The sequence below is a fragment of the Collinsella aerofaciens genome, assembly GCF_902501475.1.
GTDB lineage: Bacteria > Actinomycetota > Coriobacteriia > Coriobacteriales > Coriobacteriaceae > Collinsella > Collinsella aerofaciens_AL.
Genome location: NZ_CABWIF010000021.1, coordinates 1 through 19,202, shown reverse-complemented (window position 1 = coordinate 19,202; position 19,202 = coordinate 1). Strand labels below are relative to the sequence as shown.

Sequence of the window (19,202 nt, the reverse complement as noted above, 5' to 3'; positions counted from 1 at the left end):
TCCTGTTCTCGATGTGCATCCTCGAGGAGATGCAGTGGAAGCGCACCCGCTACATCACCTCGGCCGACTTCTTCCACGGCACCCTCGAGCTCGTGGAGCCCGGCGTCCCCGTGTTCCTGTTCATGGGTGAGGACGAGAACCGCAAGCTCGACGAGCGTGTCCGCGCCTTCCTCAACCGCGGCGTGACCGGCGACACCGACATCAACATCATCGACACCGCCGAGTTCGCGATCCCCGGCCTTGACGACGAGTTCCGCGTCATCGTGTCTCCGTGGATTCTCTCCTCGCTGATCACCGATCGCCTTGCCGCTTACTACGAGACGGTCACCAAGCACAACCTCAACTATCGCCGTTACTATCACCAGTTCGACTACTAATCGGTGATAAATAAGCCACTGATCAAGAAGCACCCTGCCCGGGCGCATGCGTCCGGGCATTTTTATGCCGAAATTCGCAAGAAAGGGGAATCGAATGAGGCAGTTTATCGTTGCATCCCATGCCCATTTTGCGTCTGGAATCGTCGAGAGCATTGGGCTGCTTTCCGGCGAGCGCGAAAACGTCCATGCGCTCTCTATGTATGTCGACGGAAACGAGGACCTGACCAAGGAGGCCGCAGCGATTCTGGACGGCTTTGCCGCGGACGATGAGGTCGTTGTTTGCACCGACCTCTTTGGCGGCAGTGTCAACAACGAGTTCACCAAGATCGTCCAGACGCGTCCCAACACGCACCTCGTGACCAATATGAACCTGCCGCTCCTTATTCAGCTGCTGTTCGTGCCCGAATCCACCCCGATCGATGAGGCCATCCGCCAGATCGTCGAGGCGGACGACACCAAGGTCAAGTACGTCAACGACCTGCTGGGGCAGGCCGAACTCGATGAGTTTTAACCACTAGGGAGCACATCATGATTCAGATGATTCGTGTAGATTATCGACTGCTTCACGGCCAGGTTGCCGTTAGCTGGACCTCGGCTCTGGGTGCCGACTGCATCCTGCTGGTGAGCGACACGGTCCTCAATGACAAGCTTCGTCTGCAGGCCCTGTCCCTTGCAAAGCCGGAGGGCTGCAAGGTCGTTGTCAAAAACACCGAGGACGCCGTCAAGGCGCTCCAGAGCGGTGTGACCGACAAGTACAAGCTCTTCGTGGTTTGCGAGACGATCCAGCAGGCCGGTGCCGTCGCCAAGGCGATGGGAGTCAAGAAAATCAATCTCGGCAACGTTGCCTTTAGCGAAAATGCCCGCCAGGTCTCGACGAGCGTGTTCCTTACGCCCGAAAACGAGGCATACGTGAAGGAGCTGCTCGGCGAGGGCTATGAACTGTTCATTCAGATGATTCCGGCAGATGCGAAGACTGATGCCGCGAAGGTCATCGGTTAGGGGCTGTCATGGTTATCAAGACAATCCTGATTTTCCTGATTGCCCTTTTGGGCTATTCCGAGTGGCTGACGGGCACGAGCTACCTCCAGCGCCCGATTGTGCTCGGACCTCTGGTTGGCCTTGTCATGGGCGACATGGTGACCGGCACGATCATGGGCGCCACGATGGAGCTTGCCATGGTCGGCGCCATCTCGGTCGGTGCGTATAACCCGCCCGATACGATTTCCGGAACCATTCTGGGTGTGTCGCTTGCCATGCAGGCCGGCGCGGACGCTTCGGCGGCCCTGACCCTGGGCATTCCCATTGCACGATCGTCCTGGCGCTCGATACCGCCCTGGGCCAGCCGGTGATGCTGCTGCTGGTGCACCGTATCGACAAGAACGTCGAGGACGGAGACACCAAGGCCATCACGCGCAACATGCTCATCGCCGGTTACGCGCAGAGCTGGTGCGGCCTGCTGATTATTCCCCTGGCATTCTTCTTTGGCGCCGATGCTGTTGCCAGCCTGCTCAACATCATCCCCGATTTCGTTCAGACCGGCATGGATGTCGCCGCCGCCTTCTTGCCCGCACTCGGCTTTGCGATGCTGGCTCAGATGATTATGAACAAGACTGTGGCGCCGTTCTTCTTCGCTGGCTTCTTCCTCGTCGCCTACTTTGGCATTAGCACGACGGGCGTGGCGATCTTTGCCGCGATCATCGTCGTCGCGATGACGGTTTTGGGTGATAAGAAAAAAGCGGAGCAGCCCGCAGTGGCAACCGAGGATCCTGCGATTGGGAGTGGATTCGATGAGTTTTAAGTTTGAGTCTTCTTACGACGGGCTGATTTCCCGCGCAGATCTTAAGAAGCTGTTCTGGCGCTCGATTCCCTATGAGCATTCCTGGAACTACGAGCGTATGGGCCATATCGGTTTTATGTGGGCCCTTATGCCGATCCTTCGCAAGCTGTATCCGCAGGATGCGGACTTTAAGGCCGCCCTTAAGCGCCATATGGAGCTCTATAACGTCACGCCGTACATCTCGACGCTCCCCATGTCCATCGCCGCTGCAATGGAGGAGGTCAACGCTACTGACGATAGCTTTGACACAAGCGCGATCTCTAATGTCAAGCTTGCTTTGATGGGACCGCTGTCCGGCGTGGGCGATGCCTTCTACTGGGGCACGCTGCGAATTTTGGCAACGGGTGTCGGCACGTCGCTGGCTCTGCAGGGCTCTATTCTTGGCCCGATTTTGTTCCTGCTCGTGTTCAACGTCCCTCACTACATCATCCGTTACCTGCTGACGTTTGTGGGATATCGCTTTGGCTCGGACATGATCAGCAAGGTCCAGGAATCGGGCATTATGGACACGATCGTCAAGATGGCCTCTATCATGGGCGCCATGGTGATCGGTGCTATGACCATGGAGATGGTCACCGTGGACATTCCGCTCATGGTCGGTGTGGGCGATGGTGCTCAGACACTCGCCGAGCTGCTCAACGGAATCTTCCCGGGCTTTGTCACGATGGGGCTGTTTGGAATCGTCTATCTCATGCTCAAGAAGAAGATGAATCCGCTGCTCATCATGCTCGTGATCCTGCTCGTGAGTATCGCTGGCGCGTTCTTTGGAGTGCTTGGTGTCCAGTAGAGTATCTGTCATAATGAGAACAATGTAAGAGGGGGCGTCGCGCACACTGTGCTGCGGCGCCCTTTTGCCGAAAGGTGGACAAGATGGAGTATCCGCAGCTTGCCGTCATGAATATCAGCCATCGTTATTTTGACCTTGAGGAATTCTTTTCTTCGGCAGCGGCCTCGGGCTACACGTGTTGCGAGCTTTGGACTGGGGCGATGCATCTGTATGTCGATTGCCATGGATACGATTCGCTCGAGCAGGTGCGGGAGCTGTCGCAGCGGTATGGGGTTCGGATTGTGGGGCTTTGTCCCGAACAGAACAACCCCAAGCCGTGGAATATCGCGGCGCGCGGGAATGAGGCGCGTGCCCGCACGCTCGCGTACTTTAAGAACGTTGTGGATATTGCGGCGGAACTTGGAGCCGAGCAGGTCATGGTCTCGAGTGGCTGGGCATTTTTGAACGAGCCGATCGAGGACGCGTGGGGTCGCAGCGCCTCGATGCTGCGTGCGATTGCCGAGCATGCGGGAGAGCGCGGCGTGCGACTGGTGCTCGAGGCCCTACAGCCGGTTGAGTCGATGATCGTGAACTCGGCAGCCGATACGAAGCGCATGATCGAGGCGGTTGATCATCCGGCACTTAAGGCGTGTCTGGATTTGGGCGCTATGGCGGTGGCGGGGGATACCATCGACGATTATTTCGATCTGCTTGGCGAAGATGTCGCCCATGTGCATTTTGTCGATGTTGCGGCAAACGGCACGACGCATCTTGCCTGGGGTGACGGCGACCGCGATATGCGCGCCGACCTGGATAGGCTGGTGGCGCGCGGCTATCGCGGAGTTGTTTCGGCCGAGACCTATGACTGGCGCTATTTTGCCGACCCCGCAGCTGCCGATGCGCAGGTAATGGCAGAGTATCGTCGTGCGATTGGCGCCTAGGTGGGGTTGGGTTGCGGCAACCTACCCTATGTTTCCAAATGAATACGGTGTGAGCGGCTGCGACGGATTTTCCCCGCAAGCACTCTAGTATGCTAAAGTACCCAGAAGACCGGCGGAGCTATGCCGGTCTTCTGTTCTATACGAAACACAGCATGAGGAGGCTCACCAGATGACGGCCACACCGTGGGGATTCCGGGACATATTGCCCGAGGAGGCTCAGGCACGCGAGGAGATCGCGTATACGGTGAAGGGCTGCTTTAGGGAGCATCATTACCTTCCGGTCGAGACGCCGCTGCTCGAGGACAAGGGTTCGCTCGAGGAGGGCGGCCGCATTGCGGACACGCCGTTTAAGCTCTTTGATGACGACGGCCGCCTGCTGGTGGTCCGTCCCGACAACACGCTGCCGATCGTGCGCCTGGTTTCGACCCGCATGCGTGCGGCCGATCTGCCCCTGCGCCTTCGCTACGAGGCGCCGGTGGTTCGCGAGTGCCAGCGCAATGCCGGTGGCTCGCGTCAGTTTACGCAGCTGGGCTTTGAGCTTATCGGTGCGGGCGATACCGCGGGCGATGTAGAGATTGTTTCGCTGGTGGCCGAGGCCGTGCGTAAGCTGGCGCTTCCCGATGCTCGTATAATCGCAGGTAGCGTGCGTCCTTTTAAGGAGCTGCTCGCGGCGTGCGAGGATCGCGAGCTGGCAGCCGAGGCCCTGCGCTGCGTGCATGCCAACGACTTTGTGGGCCTCGATGCCCGCGTGGCTGCCAGCACCGAGTCTGATGCCGTCAAGGCCGCCATTAGCGAACTGCCGCGCCTGCACGGTGGTGCCGAGGTGCTCGACCGCGTGGACGCGCTGCTGGAGGCCGCCGGTATCGCCGCGCCGCCGACACGCGAGCTGCGTGCCCTGGTCGAGGGTTTGGCTCCCGAGGACGCCCAGGTGCTGTCGTTCGATTTCTCCATTATGAACTCTTTCGATTACTACACGGGCCTGGTCTTTAAGGCCTATGCCGGTGGCTTGCCCGATCCGGTGGGTTCGGGCGGACGCTACGACTCCATCTTTACCGGCGCATTTGGCGACGGCATCGAGGTGCCGGCGGCGGGCTTCGCCTTTTCGCTCGAGCGTTTGGAGGCCGCGCGTACCTCGGCAGAGGACACCGCTTCCGACGGCGATCACGCCGCGGGCCGTGGCGCCGAGGGTCCGCTGCGCATTGCCGTGCCCAAGGGCTCGCTTAAGGCAGACACGCTCGACGTGCTCGAGGCCGCGGGCCTGGATGTCTCTGAGTTGCGTGACCCCGGCCGTCACCTGATTGTGCGCGGTCGCGACACGCGTGCCGGTGAGGGCACGGTCGGGGATATCGAGTTTGTTATCGTGCGACCCAGCGATGCGCCCGCCTTTGTGGGCTGCGGTGGCGCCGATTGCGGCATCTGCGGCTGGGATTCGCTCATCGAGGCCGACCTCAACCTGCTGCAGCTGGTCGACTTGGGCTACGGCCTGTGCACCTTTATCGAGGCGGAGCCCGCGTGGCGCGCCGGTCAGGCCGAGCGCAACTATGCCCGCCGCGGGTCGCTTCGCGTGGCTACCAAATATCCGCGCATCGCGAGTGCCTGGTATGCCGAGCGCGGTGTGAACGCCGATATCGTTTCGCTGCACGGCAACATCGAGCTGGGCCCCATCGTCGGCATGACCGATCGCATCGTGGATATTACCGCTACGGGTGCCACGCTGCGCGACAACGATTTGGTCATCACTGGCCGCATTATGGACTGCACGGCGCGCTTTTTTGTCAACCCGGGCGCCGCTCGCTTAGATCCGCGCGTACGCAATCTGGCAGATCGCTTGGCGGCGGCCGTTAAGGACAAGCATTTTGAGCCCGTTGCGGGCTCGGCACAATAGCGCGAGCACGCACGGGCGCCCCAACGTCTGGGCTGCGGGCCGATGGGCGCCGCCGCCCGGCCTCTCGTTTTTCGAACACAACCTCGACCGATAGGGGATACCGATATGAAGACTATCAAGCTTGCTCCCGGTGAGCGTCTCGTTACCAACCAGCTCAACCGTAAGGGCGTGCTGCCGCAAAACATCGTCGACGCCGCCCGCGATATCGTGGCCAACGTGCGCGCCAACGGCGATGCCGCGGTGCGCGACTATTGTCAGCGCTTTGACGGTGTAGAGCTGCAGAGCTTCCGTCTGCCGCAAGAGCAGATCGATGCCGCGCTCGAAGGCCTCGATCCCGCTTTTGTCGCGGCGCTCGAGAAGGCTGCGCGCCAGATTCGCGAGTTCCACCAGCGCGAGGTCGAGCAGAGCTGGTTTACCACGCGTGCAGACGGCACCATGCTCGGCGTTAAGGTGACCCCGCTTGCGGCGGCCGGCATCTACGTGCCGGGCGGTCGCGCGCAGTATCCCTCCACGGTGCTCATGAATGCCATTCCCGCCAAGGTGGCCGGCGTTGAGCGCGTGGTCATGGTGACCCCGCCGCAAAAGGACGGCCTGATCAGTCCCTACACGCTCGCGGCGGCAAAGCTCGGCGGCGTGGACGAGATCTATATGGTGGGCGGCGCCCAGGCCGTGGCCGCGCTGGCGTACGGTACCGAGACCATTCCACGCGTCGACAAAATCACCGGTCCGGGCAACGCCTTTGTTGCCGCGGCCAAGCAGATTGTCTCGGGCGACGTGGGCATCGACATGGTCGCCGGCCCCTCCGAAGTCTGTGTGCTGGCAGATGCCACGGCCAAGCCCATGGTGGTCGCGGCCGACCTGATGGCCCAGGCCGAGCACGATCCGCTAGCAGCCTGCTATCTGGTGACCTGCGACGAGCAGTTTGCGCGCGAGGTCGAGGCGGGTATCGACATTTTGGTGGCACAGTCCCCGCGTGCCGAGATCACGCGCGCCTCGCTCGACAACGAGGGCACCATCGTGGTTGCCGCCGATATGGCTGCTGCCGTCGAGGCGGTGAACACCGTGGCGCCCGAGCACCTGGAGCTGCACTGCAAGGATGCGATGGGCCTGCTCGGCGGCATTCGCAACGCCGGCGCCATCTTTGTGGGCGCTTGGAGCTCCGAGCCGCTTGGCGATTATGTTGCCGGCCCCAACCACACGCTGCCGACCGGCGGCACGGCCATGTTCTCCAACCCGCTTTCGGTCGAAGAATTCGTCAAGCGCTCGAGCGTCATCTGCTATACACCCGAGGGCCTGCTCTCGGACGCTCCCGCGACGCAGCGCCTGGCCGAGGCCGAGGGCCTGTGGGCACACGCGCTTTCCGCCGCACTGCGTCGCCGTGTGCTGGAGCAGGGCGAGGGTGCCGTGAGTGCTGAGTCTCTGGCCGCGGCCGACCTGACCAAGGTCGCCTGGCCGGGCGACGCCGTGGCGACGGTCGCCGAGGGTGTGGACCTAGCGGCTGCAAGCGCGGATGGCGCTGGCGCGACCGGCGAGGAGGCCTAATATGGCCGAGCTGACGTCTCGCATGAAGGAGCTCGTCCAGCCCTACTTGGCTGGCATTGAGCCCTACAATCCCAACTTTATGCCCACGCGCATCAACCTTTCGGCCAATGAGAACACCTATCCCGTGCCGGCTGGCGTGCGCGAGGCGGTCGACGCCGCCCTGGCTGCCACGCCGCTCAACCGCTACCCCGATCCCATGTCCTGTGACCTGCGCGACGAGCTTGCCGCTTGGCATGGTGTGGCGCGCGAGAATATCTGCGTGGGCAACGGCGGCGACGAGCTGCTCTATAACTACCTGCTGGCGTTTGGCGGCGCGGGGAGGACCCTGCTCAACTGCCCGCCGTGTTTTAGCGAGTACGCGTTCTTTGCGTCGCTCTGTCAGACCGAGGTGCGCGACGTGTGGCGCGACCCGGCAACTTTTGAGCTCGACCAGGCGGCTGTGTTCGCGGCCGCACCCGAGTGCAACCTGGCGATCGTGACCTCACCCAACAATCCCACGGGCGACGTGGCGCCGCTCGACTTTGTCGCGGCGCTGTGCGATGCGTGCCCCGGCATGGTCATGGTCGACGAGGCCTACGTGGAGTTTGCCGACGATTCGTTTGGCGCGGCAACTACGGCGCAAGGCCTTATTGCCGAGCATCCTAACCTGGTGATTCTGCATACACTGTCCAAGGCGTTCGGCGCCGCCGGCACGCGCCTGGGCTATGTGATCGCGGCGCCCGAGGTCATCGACGTGTTCGCGGCGATTCGCCAGATCTATTCGGTCAACGTGCTGAGCCAGGCGGCAGCACTTGCCTGCGTGCGTGCCCGCGATGCCTACGCACCTGTGGTGGCGCAGGTCGCATCCGAGCGTGAGCGCGAGCTGGCCGCTCTGCGCGTGATGGCTGCCGAGGGCTTGCCCGTGGAGGCGTGGCCGAGCGCGGCGAACTTTGTGCTCGTGCGCACGCCGCATGCCACGCGCGTGCGCGAGCGCCTGCGCGACGAGTATTCAATTTTGGTGCGCGACTTTAGCTACGCGCCGGGGCTCGCGGACTGCCTGCGCATTACCGTGGGCACCCCGCAGGAAAACGACGAGGTGCTGGCAGCGTTTGCCGCGCTGGTGAAGGAGGAGATGTAGATGGACCGCTATGCCGAGGTAACCCGCAAGACGGGCGAGACCGACATTGTCGTAAAGCTCGACCTGGACGGATCTGGCGTGTGCGATATCTCGACCGGCGTGCCGTATTTCGACCACATGCTCAACGCTTTTGGCCGCCATGGTCTGTTCGATCTGACGGTGCACGCGGTGGGCGACGTCGAGGTCGATGCACATCACACCGTCGAGGACACGGGTATTGTGCTGGGCGAGGCGTTTTGCCAGGCGCTGGGCGACAAGGCGGGCATTACGCGCTTTGCCGACGCGGCGATCGCCATGGACGAGACGCTTGTGATGGCTGCTGTTGATATTTCGGGCCGCGGGCAGGCCTACTGCGAGCTGCCCGTGCCGACCGAGCGCGTGGGCAGCTTCGATACCGAGCTGGCCGTCGAGTTCTTCTACGCCTTTGCGCGCGATGCCAAGCTCACGCTGCACGTGCGCGAGCTGGCGGGCGGTAACTCGCATCACATTATCGAGGCCGCCTTTAAGGCCGTGGGCCGCACGATGCGCCACGCCTGCGAGCTCGATCCCCGCGTGCAGGGCATCCCCAGCACCAAGGGCTCGCTGTAACCGCAACAAAGGCAAAAACCACTACGAAGGTGCCTGTCCCCTTTGTGGTGGTTTTGGACGATGAGATAAGGGAGGGGTCGCGTGGGCGAACCGAAGATCGTGGTGGTCGACTACCACAAGGGCAACTTGTCGAGCGTTGCGCGCGGGCTTGCGCGCGCCGGTGCCGCCGCCTGCACGTCGGACGATCCGGAGCAGATCCGCAACGCCGACGGCCTGGTCATCCCGGGCGTGGGCGCGTTTTACGACGCGGTCGCCTTTATGCGCGAGGGCGGCGAGGCGGACGCGGTGCTCGACGCCGTTGCCGCCGGAACTCCGTTGCTCGGCATCTGCCTGGGCCTTCAGTTGTTTTTTGAGCGCGGCAACGAGGGCGTTCCTGCGAGCGAGAGCGCGGTCGCCGACGGCAACGCCTCCGAGCGGGCCGGTGCCCTCTGGGTCGATGGCCTGGGTATTATGCGCGGTTCGTGCACGCGCCTGGAGTCGAGCCGCCTGAAGGTGCCGCACGTGGGCTGGGACCAGGTGCACATGACGCCCGCCGGTGCGACCGATCTGCTGCTTGCCGGTTTTGCCGAGGGCGCCAACATGTACTTTACCCACAGCTACGCGGTGGCTGACGACGTCGATGCCGCCGATGTGTTGGCGCGCACGCACTATACACGGAGTTTCCCGTGCATCGTGCGCCATGGCAACGTGTGGGGTTGCCAGTTCCATCCCGAGAAATCCTCCGCGCTGGGTCAGCGCATCCTTAAGAACTTCGTCAACATCGTCGAGGAGGCCGGCCGATGATCCTGTTTCCTGCAATCGATCTGATCGGCGGCAAGGTCGTGCGCCTGGAGCGCGGCGACCGCAGCCGCTGCAAGGTATATTCCGACGACCCCGTGGCCGTTGCTCGCTCGTTTGCCGAGCAGGGCGCAAGCTGGGTGCACGTCGTCGACCTGTCCGCTGCCTTTGGCGAGGACGAGGACACATGCGCTGCCAACTCGGCGGCGATTAAGGCCATCTGCGGCGTCGACGGTCTGTCCGTGGACGTGGGCGGCGGCGTCCGCTCGCTCGCGCGCATCGACGAGTTGGCCGGCTACGGTGCGCGCCGCATCGCGCTGGGCACGGTGCTGGTGACCGAGCCGGGTTTTGCCGAGGTGGCGGCCGAAGGCTTTGGCGAGCTGCTCGTGGCCGACATCGCCGCACGCGACGGCCAGGTTAAGGTGAACGGCTGGCGCGACGGCGCGGGCGTGGTGCTCGACGATGCCGTGGCGCAGCTTACCGAGCTGGGCTTTAAGCATCTGGTGTATACCGACATCGCGCGCGATGGCATGCAGACGGGCATCGATGTGGCGGCGTATCGCCATGTGGCCGAGGTCGCGGGCTTTCCCGTCGTGGCTTCGGGCGGTATCTCGACGCTCGACGACATCCGCGCACTGGCCGCGGTGGGCGAGGTCGCGATTGAAGGCGCCATTACCGGCCGTGCGCTCTACGAAGGCAACTTTACGCTGGCACAGGCGCTGGCCGCCGCCCGAGGGGAGGAGTAGCCCATGCTTACCAAGCGCGTGATTCCCTGCCTGGACGTCAAGGACGGTCGTGTGGTCAAGGGCGTCAACTTTGTGAGCTTACGCGATGCGGGCGATCCGGTGGAGCTGGCGCGTGCCTATGACCGCGAGGGTGCGGACGAGGTCGTCTTCTTGGACATTACCGCCACGAGCGACAACCGTGCGACGACTATCGAGATGGCGGCGCATGCGGCCGAGGAGCTCGCTATTCCCTATACCGTGGGTGGCGGTTTTCGCGACCTGGCGGGCATGCGGACCATGGTTGCCGCCGGTGCCGATAAGGTGTCGCTCAACTCTGCCGCCGTGCGCGACCCGTCGCTGATTAGCCAGGCTGCCGCGGCGTTTGGTAGCCAGGCCGTGGTCGTGGCGATCGATGCCAAGCGCGTCGGTTTGCCCGGCGCGTCTGGTGCCGACAAGTGGGAGGTCTTCACGGCGGGCGGCCGCAACGCCACGGGCATCGACGCGGTGGCGTGGGCCGAGGAGGCGGCTCGTCGCGGCGCCGGCGAGATCCTGCTCACCAGTATGGACCGCGACGGCACCAAGGCCGGATTTGACCTGGCGCTCACCCGCGCCGTGGCGCGCGCGGTGCCGATTCCGGTGATTGCGAGCGGCGGTGTGGGCGCGCTCGAGCATTTTGCCGAGGGCGTGATCGAGGGCGAGGCCGATGCCGTGCTGGCGGCGAGCGTCTTTCACTTTGGGACGTTCAGCATTCGCCAGGTGAAGGAGTATATGGCGTCGCAGGGCATCCCTGTGAGGCTGGACTTTTAGCGCTGCGGCTTGCCCAGGCACCCGACCTTCCGGCTCCAACCCTCCTCGCGTACTTAAGTACGCGTCGTCGGGCTTGTCGCTCGGAATCTCGGGCACCTGGACAACCCTCGCCGACCTGCGAAGTTTGAATTTGGGGAGAGAAATGGAAGAGATAACCGATCCTTCAAAGCTTACATACGACGCCAAGGGGCTGATTCCTTGTGTGGTTCAGCAGTATGACACCGGCGAGGTGCTTATGGTTGCTTGGATGAACGAGGAGTCGGTGGGGCTGACGCTCAAGACCGGTACCACGTGGTTTTGGAGCCGCAGCCGTCAGGAGCTCTGGAACAAGGGCGCGACGAGCGGCAATATGCAAGAGGTCAAGGAGCTCTGGGCCGACTGCGATAACGATACACTGCTGGTCAAGGTCGACTCGCCGGGTCCGGCCTGCCATACCGGCAACCGTACCTGCTTCTTTAAGAAACTCGCGTAGGGCGGGCGCTCGATTAGACGCTCGGCCAACCAGAAAGGATTGAACTATGGGTGTGCGCACCGCAAACGTTCAGGATGGAAATATCGGTGAGACGCTGACGGGGCTCGCCGAGGTGATTCACGGCCGTCGCGACGCATCGCCGCAGGAGAGCTATACCGCTCGCCTGCTGACCGACGTCGAGGACGAGCTGCTCAAGAAGCTTGCCGAGGAGGCGAGCGAGGTGATCATGGCCTGCAAGGATAACGATCACGATCACATCCGCTACGAGGCTGGCGACCTGGTCTACCACTTGCTCGTGACGCTTGAGCGCTACGGCATTACCCTCGACGAGCTGGCCGGCGAACTCAACGCCCGCCGCCACTAGTCGTTTGGGACAGTCTTTGTTGGTGTAACGGGGTCATGGAAGTTGCGGTGAAATAGGGACTGTTTAAGCGCTTCATCAGGCAAAACAATCCCTATTCCACCGCAACTTATGAAGGGATGGTTAGGCGAGGGGCGTGGACTCCCATTCTCCGGTGAGGTGGGGGATGCCGAAGGTTCGGTAGCCGCAGTCGTAGGCGTGTGCCTGGGCCTCACGGATGTTCCAGCAGATGTCGCAGGCGCGGTGTGCGTCCGAGCCAAAAGTTATCGGCACCTCGGCGTGGGCAAAGCAATGCAGCAATCCGGTCGTGGGATAGTAGTCGTCGAGGCCCTTGCGCGGTGCGGCGGTCGAGACCTCAATGCGGCGGCCCGTATCGTGGGCGCATTCGGCCATCTGCTGCCAAAACGGTGCGGGGTCAAAGTCGGGCGTAAAGCCTTCCTTCGAAAAGCGCATGACCAGGTCAGGGTGAGCCATCACATCAAAGCTGAGCGAGCTTTCGCAGGCGCGGCACCAGTCGTCGACATAGCGCTCCCACACGCCGCGCACGCCCAGGTTTTCCCAAACGTGCAGGTCGGTGTCGTCGTCGATCCAACCGCAAAGGGAATCGGGCGTATCGGGGCGAGCGACGTTTTCCGTTCCCGCCGTACCCGCGGCACCGGCCATGATATCGCCCGGGTTGCCAATCCAATGCACGCTGCCCAAGCGCACTATGGCACCCGCGGACCAGCGCTCAACCAAAGGCTCGCAACCTTCGTACCAGTCGCATTCAAAGCCATAGATAAGCTCGAGCTCCGGCGTGATCTGCGCGGCGAGCTTGCGGGCGTCCTCAAAAGCCAGACGATGCGCCGGCAGGTCGCCCTCAGTAACCTGCACTTCGCAGTTGGCGTCCATGCTGGCGGGCAGGGCGAGATGATCGGTTGAGACCATGACGCGGCAGCTGGCCGCAGCAGCGGCGCGAACGTTGTCCTCAAACGAGGCATGACCGTCCGAGAACGAGGTGTGGGTATGGCAATCGATCAGCGGGCAAGCAGACATGGCGGCTCCTTTGCGTCAAGCGAATCCGCTCCATTGTAATGGCGCAGCTCTCAACACGCCGGGCACGCCGGGGGTCGAAATCGATTGGAAAGGCTGCGCGGCGCGCGGTGCGGCCTCGCTTGCGCTCTCAAAACATGTGCATCAGCCTCCAAAAGCTGCAAAAAATGACATGTTTGGAGGCTGACGTACACGTTTGAATGGAGCGGGCCGGCGTTGGAGCGCGCCAGCACTTGCGCCCAGCAAAAGTCGCACCTATCCCATGACGCCGCCCCTGCGCCGCCCGCGATGTGCTAGCGTTTGGATGAACAAAACGAGCCCGCGCGGAAAGGATCCGGACCGTATGCAATGCGATAGCACATCCCCACTGTCCCGCGAGACCGATGCACCCGAAACCATCGTCAAGCTGGAATGCGACATCGACGACGCGTCGCCCGAGGTGCTCGCCTACGCTGCCGACCGCCTGCGCGAGGCGGGTGCGCGCGAGGTGCATTGGCTGCCCCTCTATTGCAAGAAAGGCCGCCCCAGCTGGCAGCTACAGGTAATCTGTGCTCACGAGGATATCGAGCGTCTGCAGACGATCATCTTTTTGGAAACCACGACCAATGGTATCCGTCGCCAGGTTATGGAGCGCGTTTGCCTGCCACGCCGCTTTGAGCGCGTAACGACGCCATGGGGCGAGGTGTCCGTCAAGGTGGCCACCCTGCCCGACGGCAGTGAGCGTGCGGCACCCGAGTACGAGGACTGCGCCCGCCTTGCCCGTGAGCACAACGTGCCGCTCCAGCGCGTGATGCAGGCGGCGCAAGCCGTGGCACTGCGATTTGAATAACGCGGCTGGTGGCGACATCCTGCGCCCAGCCATATCAACCCCATTCGAAAGGATCTCCCCATGAAATACCTCATCGCCTCCGACATCCACGGCTCGGCATACTGGGCCGAGCGCCTGGTCGCCGACATCGAATCCGAGCAGCCCGACCGCATCGTGCTGCTGGGCGACCTGCTCTACCACGGTCCGCGCAACGACTTGCCGCGCGATTACGCCCCCAAGCGCGTAATCCCGCTGCTCAACGCCCTGGCCGACCGCATCATCGCGGTGCGCGGCAACTGCGATGCCGAGGTCGACCAGATGGTGCTCGACTTCCCCGTCATGGCCGACTACGCCACGCTGTTCGACGAGACCGGCCGCGAGCTGTTCCTGACGCACGGCCATGTCTTTGGCGCCGGCATGCACAACAGCGTCGACCACGCGCCCGCGTTGCCCGAGGGCTCCGCGCTCGTCTACGGTCATACGCACATCAAGGTCAACGAGGAAAGCGCCGCGCACCCGGGCCTGTGGCTCTTCAACCCCGGTAGCGTGAGCATCCCCAAGGACGGCTCGCACAGCTACGGCATCTACGAGGGCGGCGCGTTCCGCCACGTGATCCTGGAGGAGGACTAACCATGGCGCAGCACATGGCTCAGCAAAATGCCGAGGGCTCGCGCAATCTGTCCACGCTGGTCGACGCGTCGGCCGAGCTGCAGCATCTGGTGCAGACCGTCTGGCGCTTGCGTCAGCCCGACGGCTGCCCGTGGGACCGCGAGCAGACGCACCGCAGCATTGGCAAGAACATGATCGAGGAGGCCTACGAGGCGCTCGACTGCATCGAGGCGGACGACGCGGTTCACCTGCGCGAGGAGCTGGGTGACGTGCTCATGCAGGTCGTGCTGCATGCGCAGATTGCTGCTGACGCCGGCGAGTTTACGCTGGCCGACGTGGCGCACGATATCGACGCCAAGCTCATCCGCCGTCATCCGCACGTGTTTGGCGATGTAGATGCCGACAGTTCCGACGAGGTACTCAAGATTTGGGACGAGGTTAAGCTTGCCGAGAAAGCCGCCAAGGACAAGGCCGTGGCGGCAGGCGAGGCTGCGCCCGAGGGCCTGCTCGACGGCGTGCCCACGCATCTACCGGCGCTGATGCAGGCGCAGAAGGTGTCGCGCAAGGCGGCTGCCGTGGGCTTTGAGTGGGAGACGGTCCAGGACGTGTGGGACGAGGTCGCCGAGGAGCGTGCCGAGTTTGAGGCCGAGGCCCCTGGCTCGCCCGAGCGCGAAATGGAGTTTGGCGATCTGCTCTTTGCCCTGGTCAACGTTGCACGCAAAGAGGGCATTGACGCCGAGAGTGCCCTTCGTGCCAGCACGGCAAAGTTCCGCCGCCGCTGGGCCGCGATGGAGCGGATGGCGGCCGATGCTCACGTGGATCTTGCCGAGCTTTCGACCCACGGCCTCAACGACCTGTGGGATGCCGCAAAGGCGGAGGAGTAAGACTGCGGGAACGACGGGCTGACACGCTTCATCGTTCCCGCTAAATTTTTCGAAAATCAAGTGTATCCCTCGGCTAACTTAGGGCATAATGCAAAAAGTGCGACATGGCTAACTTATGAACCTGCGCGCCTCTACAGCGTGCAAGCCGCGTCGCCAAGCATTCAACCCGTTTCCAAGTGAGAGGGAGACAACATGAGCGATATTTTGGACGTCTACGGTCGCGAGGTGCTCGACAGCCGCGGCAATCCCACCGTCGAGGTCGAGGTTGTGCTCGAGGACGGCAGCTTTGGCCGCGCAATGGTGCCTTCGGGTGCTTCGACCGGCGCCTTTGAAGCCTGCGAGCTGCGCGATGGCGACAAGGGCCGCTACCTGGGCAAGGGCGTTTCGCAGGCCGTCGAGCATGTCAACAACGAGTGCGCTAACGCCGTCGTGGGCCTCGATGCCTTCGACCAGCGCGCCGTCGATGCCGCGCTGATTGCCGCGGACGGTACCCCTAACAAGACCAAGCTCGGTGCCAACGCCATCCTGGGCGTGTCGCTGGCCGTTGCCCGCGCCGCTGCCGAGTCGGCGGGCCTGTCGCTGTACCAGTACCTGGGCGGCGTCAACGCCCACCTGTTGCCCACACCTATGATGAATATCCTCAACGGCGGCGTGCATGCCGACAATAACGTTGACTTCCAGGAGTTCATGATCATGCCGGTGGGCGCCCCGAGCTTTGCCGAGGGCCTGCGTTGGTGCGCCGAGGTCTACCACACCCTCAAGGGCGTGCTGCACGAGGCCGGCCTGGGCGGCGGCGTGGGCGACGAGGGCGGCTTTGCCCCCAACCTTAAGACCAATGCCGAGCCGTTCGAGTACATCACCAAGGCCGTCGAGAAGGCTGGCTTTAAGCCCGGCGTCGACTTCATGTACGCCATGGACCCGGCCTCGACCGAGTTCTACAACGCCGAGACCGGCATGTATGAGCTCAAGGGCGAGGGCGTTGAGTACACGAGCGCCCAGATGGTCGATTACTGGGAGAAGCTCGTCGACACCTATCCCATCATCTCCATCGAGGACGGCATGGCCGAGGAGGACTGGGACGGCTGGGTCGAGCTTACCCGTCGCATTGGCAACAAGGTGCAGCTGGTGGGCGACGACCTGTTCGTCACCAACACCGAGCGCCTCAAGAAGGGTATCGAGCTGGGCGCCGCCAACGCGATCCTGGTCAAGGTCAACCAGATCGGCACACTCACCGAGTCGCTCGAGGCCATCGAGACCGCCAAGGAGGCTGGTTACGCCTGCATCGTGAGCCACCGTTCCGGCGAGACCGAGGACTCCACGATCGCCGACCTGATCGTGGGCGTCAACGCCGGCCAGATCAAGTCGGGCGCCCCGTGCCGCAGCGACCGTATCGCCAAGTACAACCAGCTCATTCGCATCGAGGACGAGCTCGAGGGCAGTGCGCGCTACGCCGGCAAGGCAGCGTTTTACAACATTCGCTAGGCAAGCGGCGTGCGCGGGGCGGGGCTGACTCGGATTCGCTTCGCTCCCGCCGGGCGCTGTTGAGCACCATTGGGCGCTGGGCCATATGGCTCAGCGCCTTTTTTATGTCGAGCGAGGGCCGTCGAAGGCGTTCCGCGCGCTCGTGCTATAACTAAAAGACTTAGCGCAAACAAACCTCAACCGCACAAGGCGCACATGGATCAGATTTACGACAACAGGTACTATTCCGCCGGTTCGCGTGAGCCGTCGCCTCGCCGTGCGCGCACGGTGCAGCTCGGTGGGTCCGCCTACGCCGGTGCCGACCGCTCCGCGCAGCGCCCGACAAGTACCTCGCGCCCCAATGCTCAAGTGAATACTTCGGCAGATGGACCGGTGCGCCCGGCACGTTCGACACATGCGTCGCGTCCCCCGGCCCAGACGCACGACAGGTCGAGCAGGCCCTCGAGCCGTCTTTCGGGCTCGGACTTTATGCGCTACGCCAACGATAATGCGGTGGTCAAGGCGATCTATGACTTTACACATGGCTCTCTGCGCCCGCTGTTTATCGGTATCGTGGTGGCGCTGGCGCTCGTGAGCCTGTATTTTCCCGTACGCGACCTGTATGTGGCTAAGCGCTCGAGCGATATCTTGGCCAAGCAGGTCGAGATTCGCGAGCAATATAACGACGAGCTGCAAAAAAGCGTCGACAAGCTGCTCTCGGAGGAGGGCATCAAGGACGCGGCGTCCGAGGACCTGGGCTTGGTGATGCCCGGCGAGAAGAGGATTGAAGTGCAGGGCCTGGACGGCGATTCGGATGCCTCGTCGAGCCAGAAGTCGTCGAACGCCAAGAAGGCCAGCGAAGTTGCCAAGGAAATCGAAGAAGTCGGCAAGGACGCGCCATGGTACATCCGGACGCTTGACATGCTGTTTGGATTTAACGGCGTCGAGGGCCAGACGGTCGTGTCCAACGGCAAATAGCGCCCGGAGGGGAGCCCGCAATGACAAATTGCAAACGCTATAAGGTAGCCGCGATCGACCTGGGAACGGTGTCGTCGCGACTGGTGTTGGCCCAGGTCGAGGGCGGAGCGATTGTGGAATCGTCCAAGCATACCGAGATTACCGACCTGGGCGAGGGCGTGGACGCGACGGGTCGCTTTTGCGAGGCGGCTGTCGAGCGTGTACTCGCTGCGTGCCGTATGTTTGTGGACGAGGCGCGTACCTTTGGCGCCGCGTGCATCTGCACCACGTGCACGAGCGCCGCGCGCGATGCGTCCAACGCCGCCCTGCTGCTGGACGGCCTGCACGAGCTGGGGCTTGAGCCGCAGGTGATTCCGGGCGAGGTCGAGGCACGCCTGACGTTTTTTGGCGTGGCGCACGACTTTGCCGGCGAGCGCATCATTGTTGCCGATTCGGGCGGCGGATCCACGGAGCTCGCGACGGGCGTCTATGCGCCGGAGCGTGGCGTCTTTGCGCTAGAAGGGACGCGCTCGCTGGACATTGGCTGCCGCCGCGTGACGGAGCGGTTTTTCTCGACGCTGCCACCCGCACGCGGCGAGCTTGCTGCCGCTGCCGCGTGGGCAGGCGAGCAGTTCGCCGCCTATTTTGAGGGCCTGCCTGTCGACTTTGAGCGCGCCGAGCGCCTCGTCGCGGTGGGCGGTACCGTTACCACGCTCGTGGCGCTGGTCCACGAACTGGAGCCGTACGATTCGAGCTTTGTTCACCTACGCGAGCTGTCGCTGGAGCAGGTCTCGGCCGCTATCGAGCGCATGTCTGTGTTGGACGCGGAAGGTATCGCCGCGCTACCGGGTGTACAGCCCAAACGCGCGGGCGTGATCTTGGCTGGCGCCGTGGTGATCCGCGAACTCATGCGTGCCGGCGGCTACGATGCGCTCACCGTAAGCGAGAACAGCCTACTCGCTGGCATGGTCGCCACCATCAACGAGGTTCTCGACGGCGCGACTCCCACCATCGCCTGGACCCCCAGCCTCAGCGCCCTCTAAATAAGTTGCGGTGAAATACGGACTAAAATCGCCCTTTCGGGCCCCAAACAGTCCCTATTCCACCGCAACTCAACAGCCGGCACCTGGGGACGTTCCTTTTAATATGAGCAGGACATTGTCAAGAGGCAAAATCGGGCCTGGCCCCAACGATATGGGGTCAGGCCCTCTCCCTATATCAGCCCGTCCGCGGCGACCTCGGCGTGTCTTACCGAC

At 63.0% G+C, this 19,202-nt stretch carries 22 protein-coding genes and 1 pseudogene; 22 read left to right on the top strand and 1 reads right to left on the bottom strand.

Features of this window, described 5'->3' with window-relative positions; genetic code table 11:
- From GDJ93_RS05200 to hisE, 16 genes and pseudogenes are all read left to right on the top strand, one after another.
- Positions 1-377, top strand: a pseudogene (locus GDJ93_RS05200) (SIS domain-containing protein); the annotation flags it as partial.
- Between the two features lie 94 nt (positions 378-471).
- A complete protein-coding gene (locus GDJ93_RS05195; protein ID WP_117743676.1) occupies positions 472-888 on the top strand; it encodes a PTS sugar transporter subunit IIA in 417 nt (138 codons plus the stop codon).
- Between the two features lie 17 nt (positions 889-905).
- Positions 906-1,376 (top strand): PTS sugar transporter subunit IIB, encoded by a 471-nt coding sequence (locus GDJ93_RS05190; RefSeq protein WP_117564885.1) that lies wholly within the window; start codon positions 906-908, stop codon positions 1,374-1,376.
- 8 nt (positions 1,377-1,384) lie between these two features.
- Positions 1,385-1,726 carry a PTS sugar transporter subunit IIC gene (locus GDJ93_RS10210; RefSeq protein ID WP_264297881.1) on the top strand — a complete coding sequence of 114 codons (342 nt, stop codon included), beginning with the start codon at positions 1,385-1,387 and terminating at the stop codon, positions 1,724-1,726.
- Entirely contained in the window at positions 1,726-2,175 is a 450-nt protein-coding gene (locus tag GDJ93_RS10205) for a PTS sugar transporter subunit IIC (RefSeq protein ID WP_264297880.1), read from the top strand. Before GDJ93_RS10210 ends, GDJ93_RS10205 begins: the two co-directional genes overlap by 1 nt.
- Positions 2,165-3,001, top strand: a complete 837-nt coding sequence (locus GDJ93_RS05180; RefSeq protein WP_152068002.1) for a PTS system mannose/fructose/sorbose family transporter subunit IID — start codon at positions 2,165-2,167, stop codon at positions 2,999-3,001. The genes GDJ93_RS10205 and GDJ93_RS05180 overlap by 11 nt, the downstream gene beginning before the upstream one ends.
- 83 nt (positions 3,002-3,084) lie before the next feature.
- On the top strand, positions 3,085-3,921 hold the full coding sequence (locus tag GDJ93_RS05175) for a sugar phosphate isomerase/epimerase family protein (RefSeq protein ID WP_152068001.1): 837 nt from the start codon (positions 3,085-3,087) through the stop codon (positions 3,919-3,921).
- A gap of 169 nt (positions 3,922-4,090) precedes the next feature.
- Positions 4,091-5,806, top strand: a complete 1,716-nt coding sequence (gene hisG, locus GDJ93_RS05170) for an ATP phosphoribosyltransferase (protein ID WP_152068000.1) — start codon at positions 4,091-4,093, stop codon at positions 5,804-5,806.
- A gap of 105 nt (positions 5,807-5,911) precedes the next feature.
- Complete coding sequence (hisD, locus tag GDJ93_RS05165) at positions 5,912-7,348, top strand: histidinol dehydrogenase (RefSeq protein WP_152067999.1); 1,437 nt, start codon at positions 5,912-5,914, stop codon at positions 7,346-7,348.
- A gap of 1 nt (position 7,349) precedes the next feature.
- On the top strand, positions 7,350-8,465 hold the full coding sequence (gene hisC / locus GDJ93_RS05160; protein ID WP_226812482.1) for a histidinol-phosphate transaminase: 1,116 nt from the start codon (positions 7,350-7,352) through the stop codon (positions 8,463-8,465).
- Positions 8,466-9,053: an imidazoleglycerol-phosphate dehydratase HisB gene (hisB, locus tag GDJ93_RS05155; protein WP_152067997.1), complete on the top strand. Its 588-nt coding sequence runs from the start codon at positions 8,466-8,468 to the stop codon at positions 9,051-9,053. It begins immediately after the preceding gene.
- Between the two features lie 81 nt (positions 9,054-9,134).
- On the top strand, positions 9,135-9,836 hold the full coding sequence (locus GDJ93_RS05150) for an imidazole glycerol phosphate synthase subunit HisH (RefSeq protein ID WP_152067996.1): 702 nt from the start codon (positions 9,135-9,137) through the stop codon (positions 9,834-9,836).
- On the top strand, positions 9,833-10,576 hold the full coding sequence (locus GDJ93_RS05145; protein WP_152067995.1) for a 1-(5-phosphoribosyl)-5-[(5-phosphoribosylamino)methylideneamino]imidazole-4-carboxamide isomerase: 744 nt from the start codon (positions 9,833-9,835) through the stop codon (positions 10,574-10,576). The genes GDJ93_RS05150 and GDJ93_RS05145 overlap by 4 nt, the downstream gene beginning before the upstream one ends.
- A gap of 3 nt (positions 10,577-10,579) precedes the next feature.
- On the top strand, positions 10,580-11,362 hold the full coding sequence (hisF, locus tag GDJ93_RS05140; protein WP_152067994.1) for an imidazole glycerol phosphate synthase subunit HisF: 783 nt from the start codon (positions 10,580-10,582) through the stop codon (positions 11,360-11,362).
- A 142-nt stretch (positions 11,363-11,504) separates the two neighbouring features.
- Positions 11,505-11,834 (top strand): phosphoribosyl-AMP cyclohydrolase, encoded by a 330-nt coding sequence (hisI, locus tag GDJ93_RS05135; protein ID WP_152067993.1) that lies wholly within the window; start codon positions 11,505-11,507, stop codon positions 11,832-11,834.
- A 46-nt stretch (positions 11,835-11,880) separates the two neighbouring features.
- Entirely contained in the window at positions 11,881-12,198 is a 318-nt protein-coding gene (hisE, locus tag GDJ93_RS05130; protein ID WP_006235893.1) for a phosphoribosyl-ATP diphosphatase, read from the top strand.
- Positions 12,199-12,318: 120 nt separating this feature from the next.
- Here hisE and GDJ93_RS05125 read toward each other — a convergent pair whose 3' ends face one another.
- Complete coding sequence (locus tag GDJ93_RS05125) at positions 12,319-13,230, bottom strand: PHP domain-containing protein (protein ID WP_152067992.1); 912 nt, start codon at positions 13,228-13,230, stop codon at positions 12,319-12,321.
- Between the two features lie 340 nt (positions 13,231-13,570).
- Here GDJ93_RS05125 and larC2 point away from each other — a divergent pair, with 340 nt between their 5' ends.
- From larC2 to GDJ93_RS05095, 6 genes are all read left to right on the top strand, one after another.
- Positions 13,571-14,056 (top strand): nickel pincer cofactor biosynthesis protein LarC2, encoded by a 486-nt coding sequence (gene larC2 / locus GDJ93_RS05120; RefSeq protein WP_226812481.1) that lies wholly within the window; start codon positions 13,571-13,573, stop codon positions 14,054-14,056.
- Positions 14,057-14,116: 60 nt separating this feature from the next.
- Positions 14,117-14,665, top strand: coding sequence for a phosphodiesterase (yfcE, locus tag GDJ93_RS05115; RefSeq protein WP_152067990.1), 549 nt, complete (start codon positions 14,117-14,119; stop codon positions 14,663-14,665).
- A gap of 2 nt (positions 14,666-14,667) precedes the next feature.
- Entirely contained in the window at positions 14,668-15,528 is an 861-nt protein-coding gene (gene mazG / locus GDJ93_RS05110; RefSeq protein WP_152067989.1) for a nucleoside triphosphate pyrophosphohydrolase, read from the top strand.
- A 192-nt stretch (positions 15,529-15,720) separates the two neighbouring features.
- Positions 15,721-17,010: a phosphopyruvate hydratase gene (eno, locus tag GDJ93_RS05105; RefSeq protein WP_152067988.1), complete on the top strand. Its 1,290-nt coding sequence runs from the start codon at positions 15,721-15,723 to the stop codon at positions 17,008-17,010.
- A 195-nt stretch (positions 17,011-17,205) separates the two neighbouring features.
- The gene (locus tag GDJ93_RS10130; protein ID WP_226812480.1) at positions 17,206-17,967 is read left to right on the top strand and encodes an FtsB family cell division protein; all 762 of its coding nucleotides are present in this window, start codon (positions 17,206-17,208) and stop codon (positions 17,965-17,967) included.
- A 20-nt stretch (positions 17,968-17,987) separates the two neighbouring features.
- Positions 17,988-18,989, top strand: a complete 1,002-nt coding sequence (locus tag GDJ93_RS05095; RefSeq protein WP_152067987.1) for a Ppx/GppA phosphatase family protein — start codon at positions 17,988-17,990, stop codon at positions 18,987-18,989.
- The last annotated feature ends 213 nt before the right edge of the window (positions 18,990-19,202 follow it).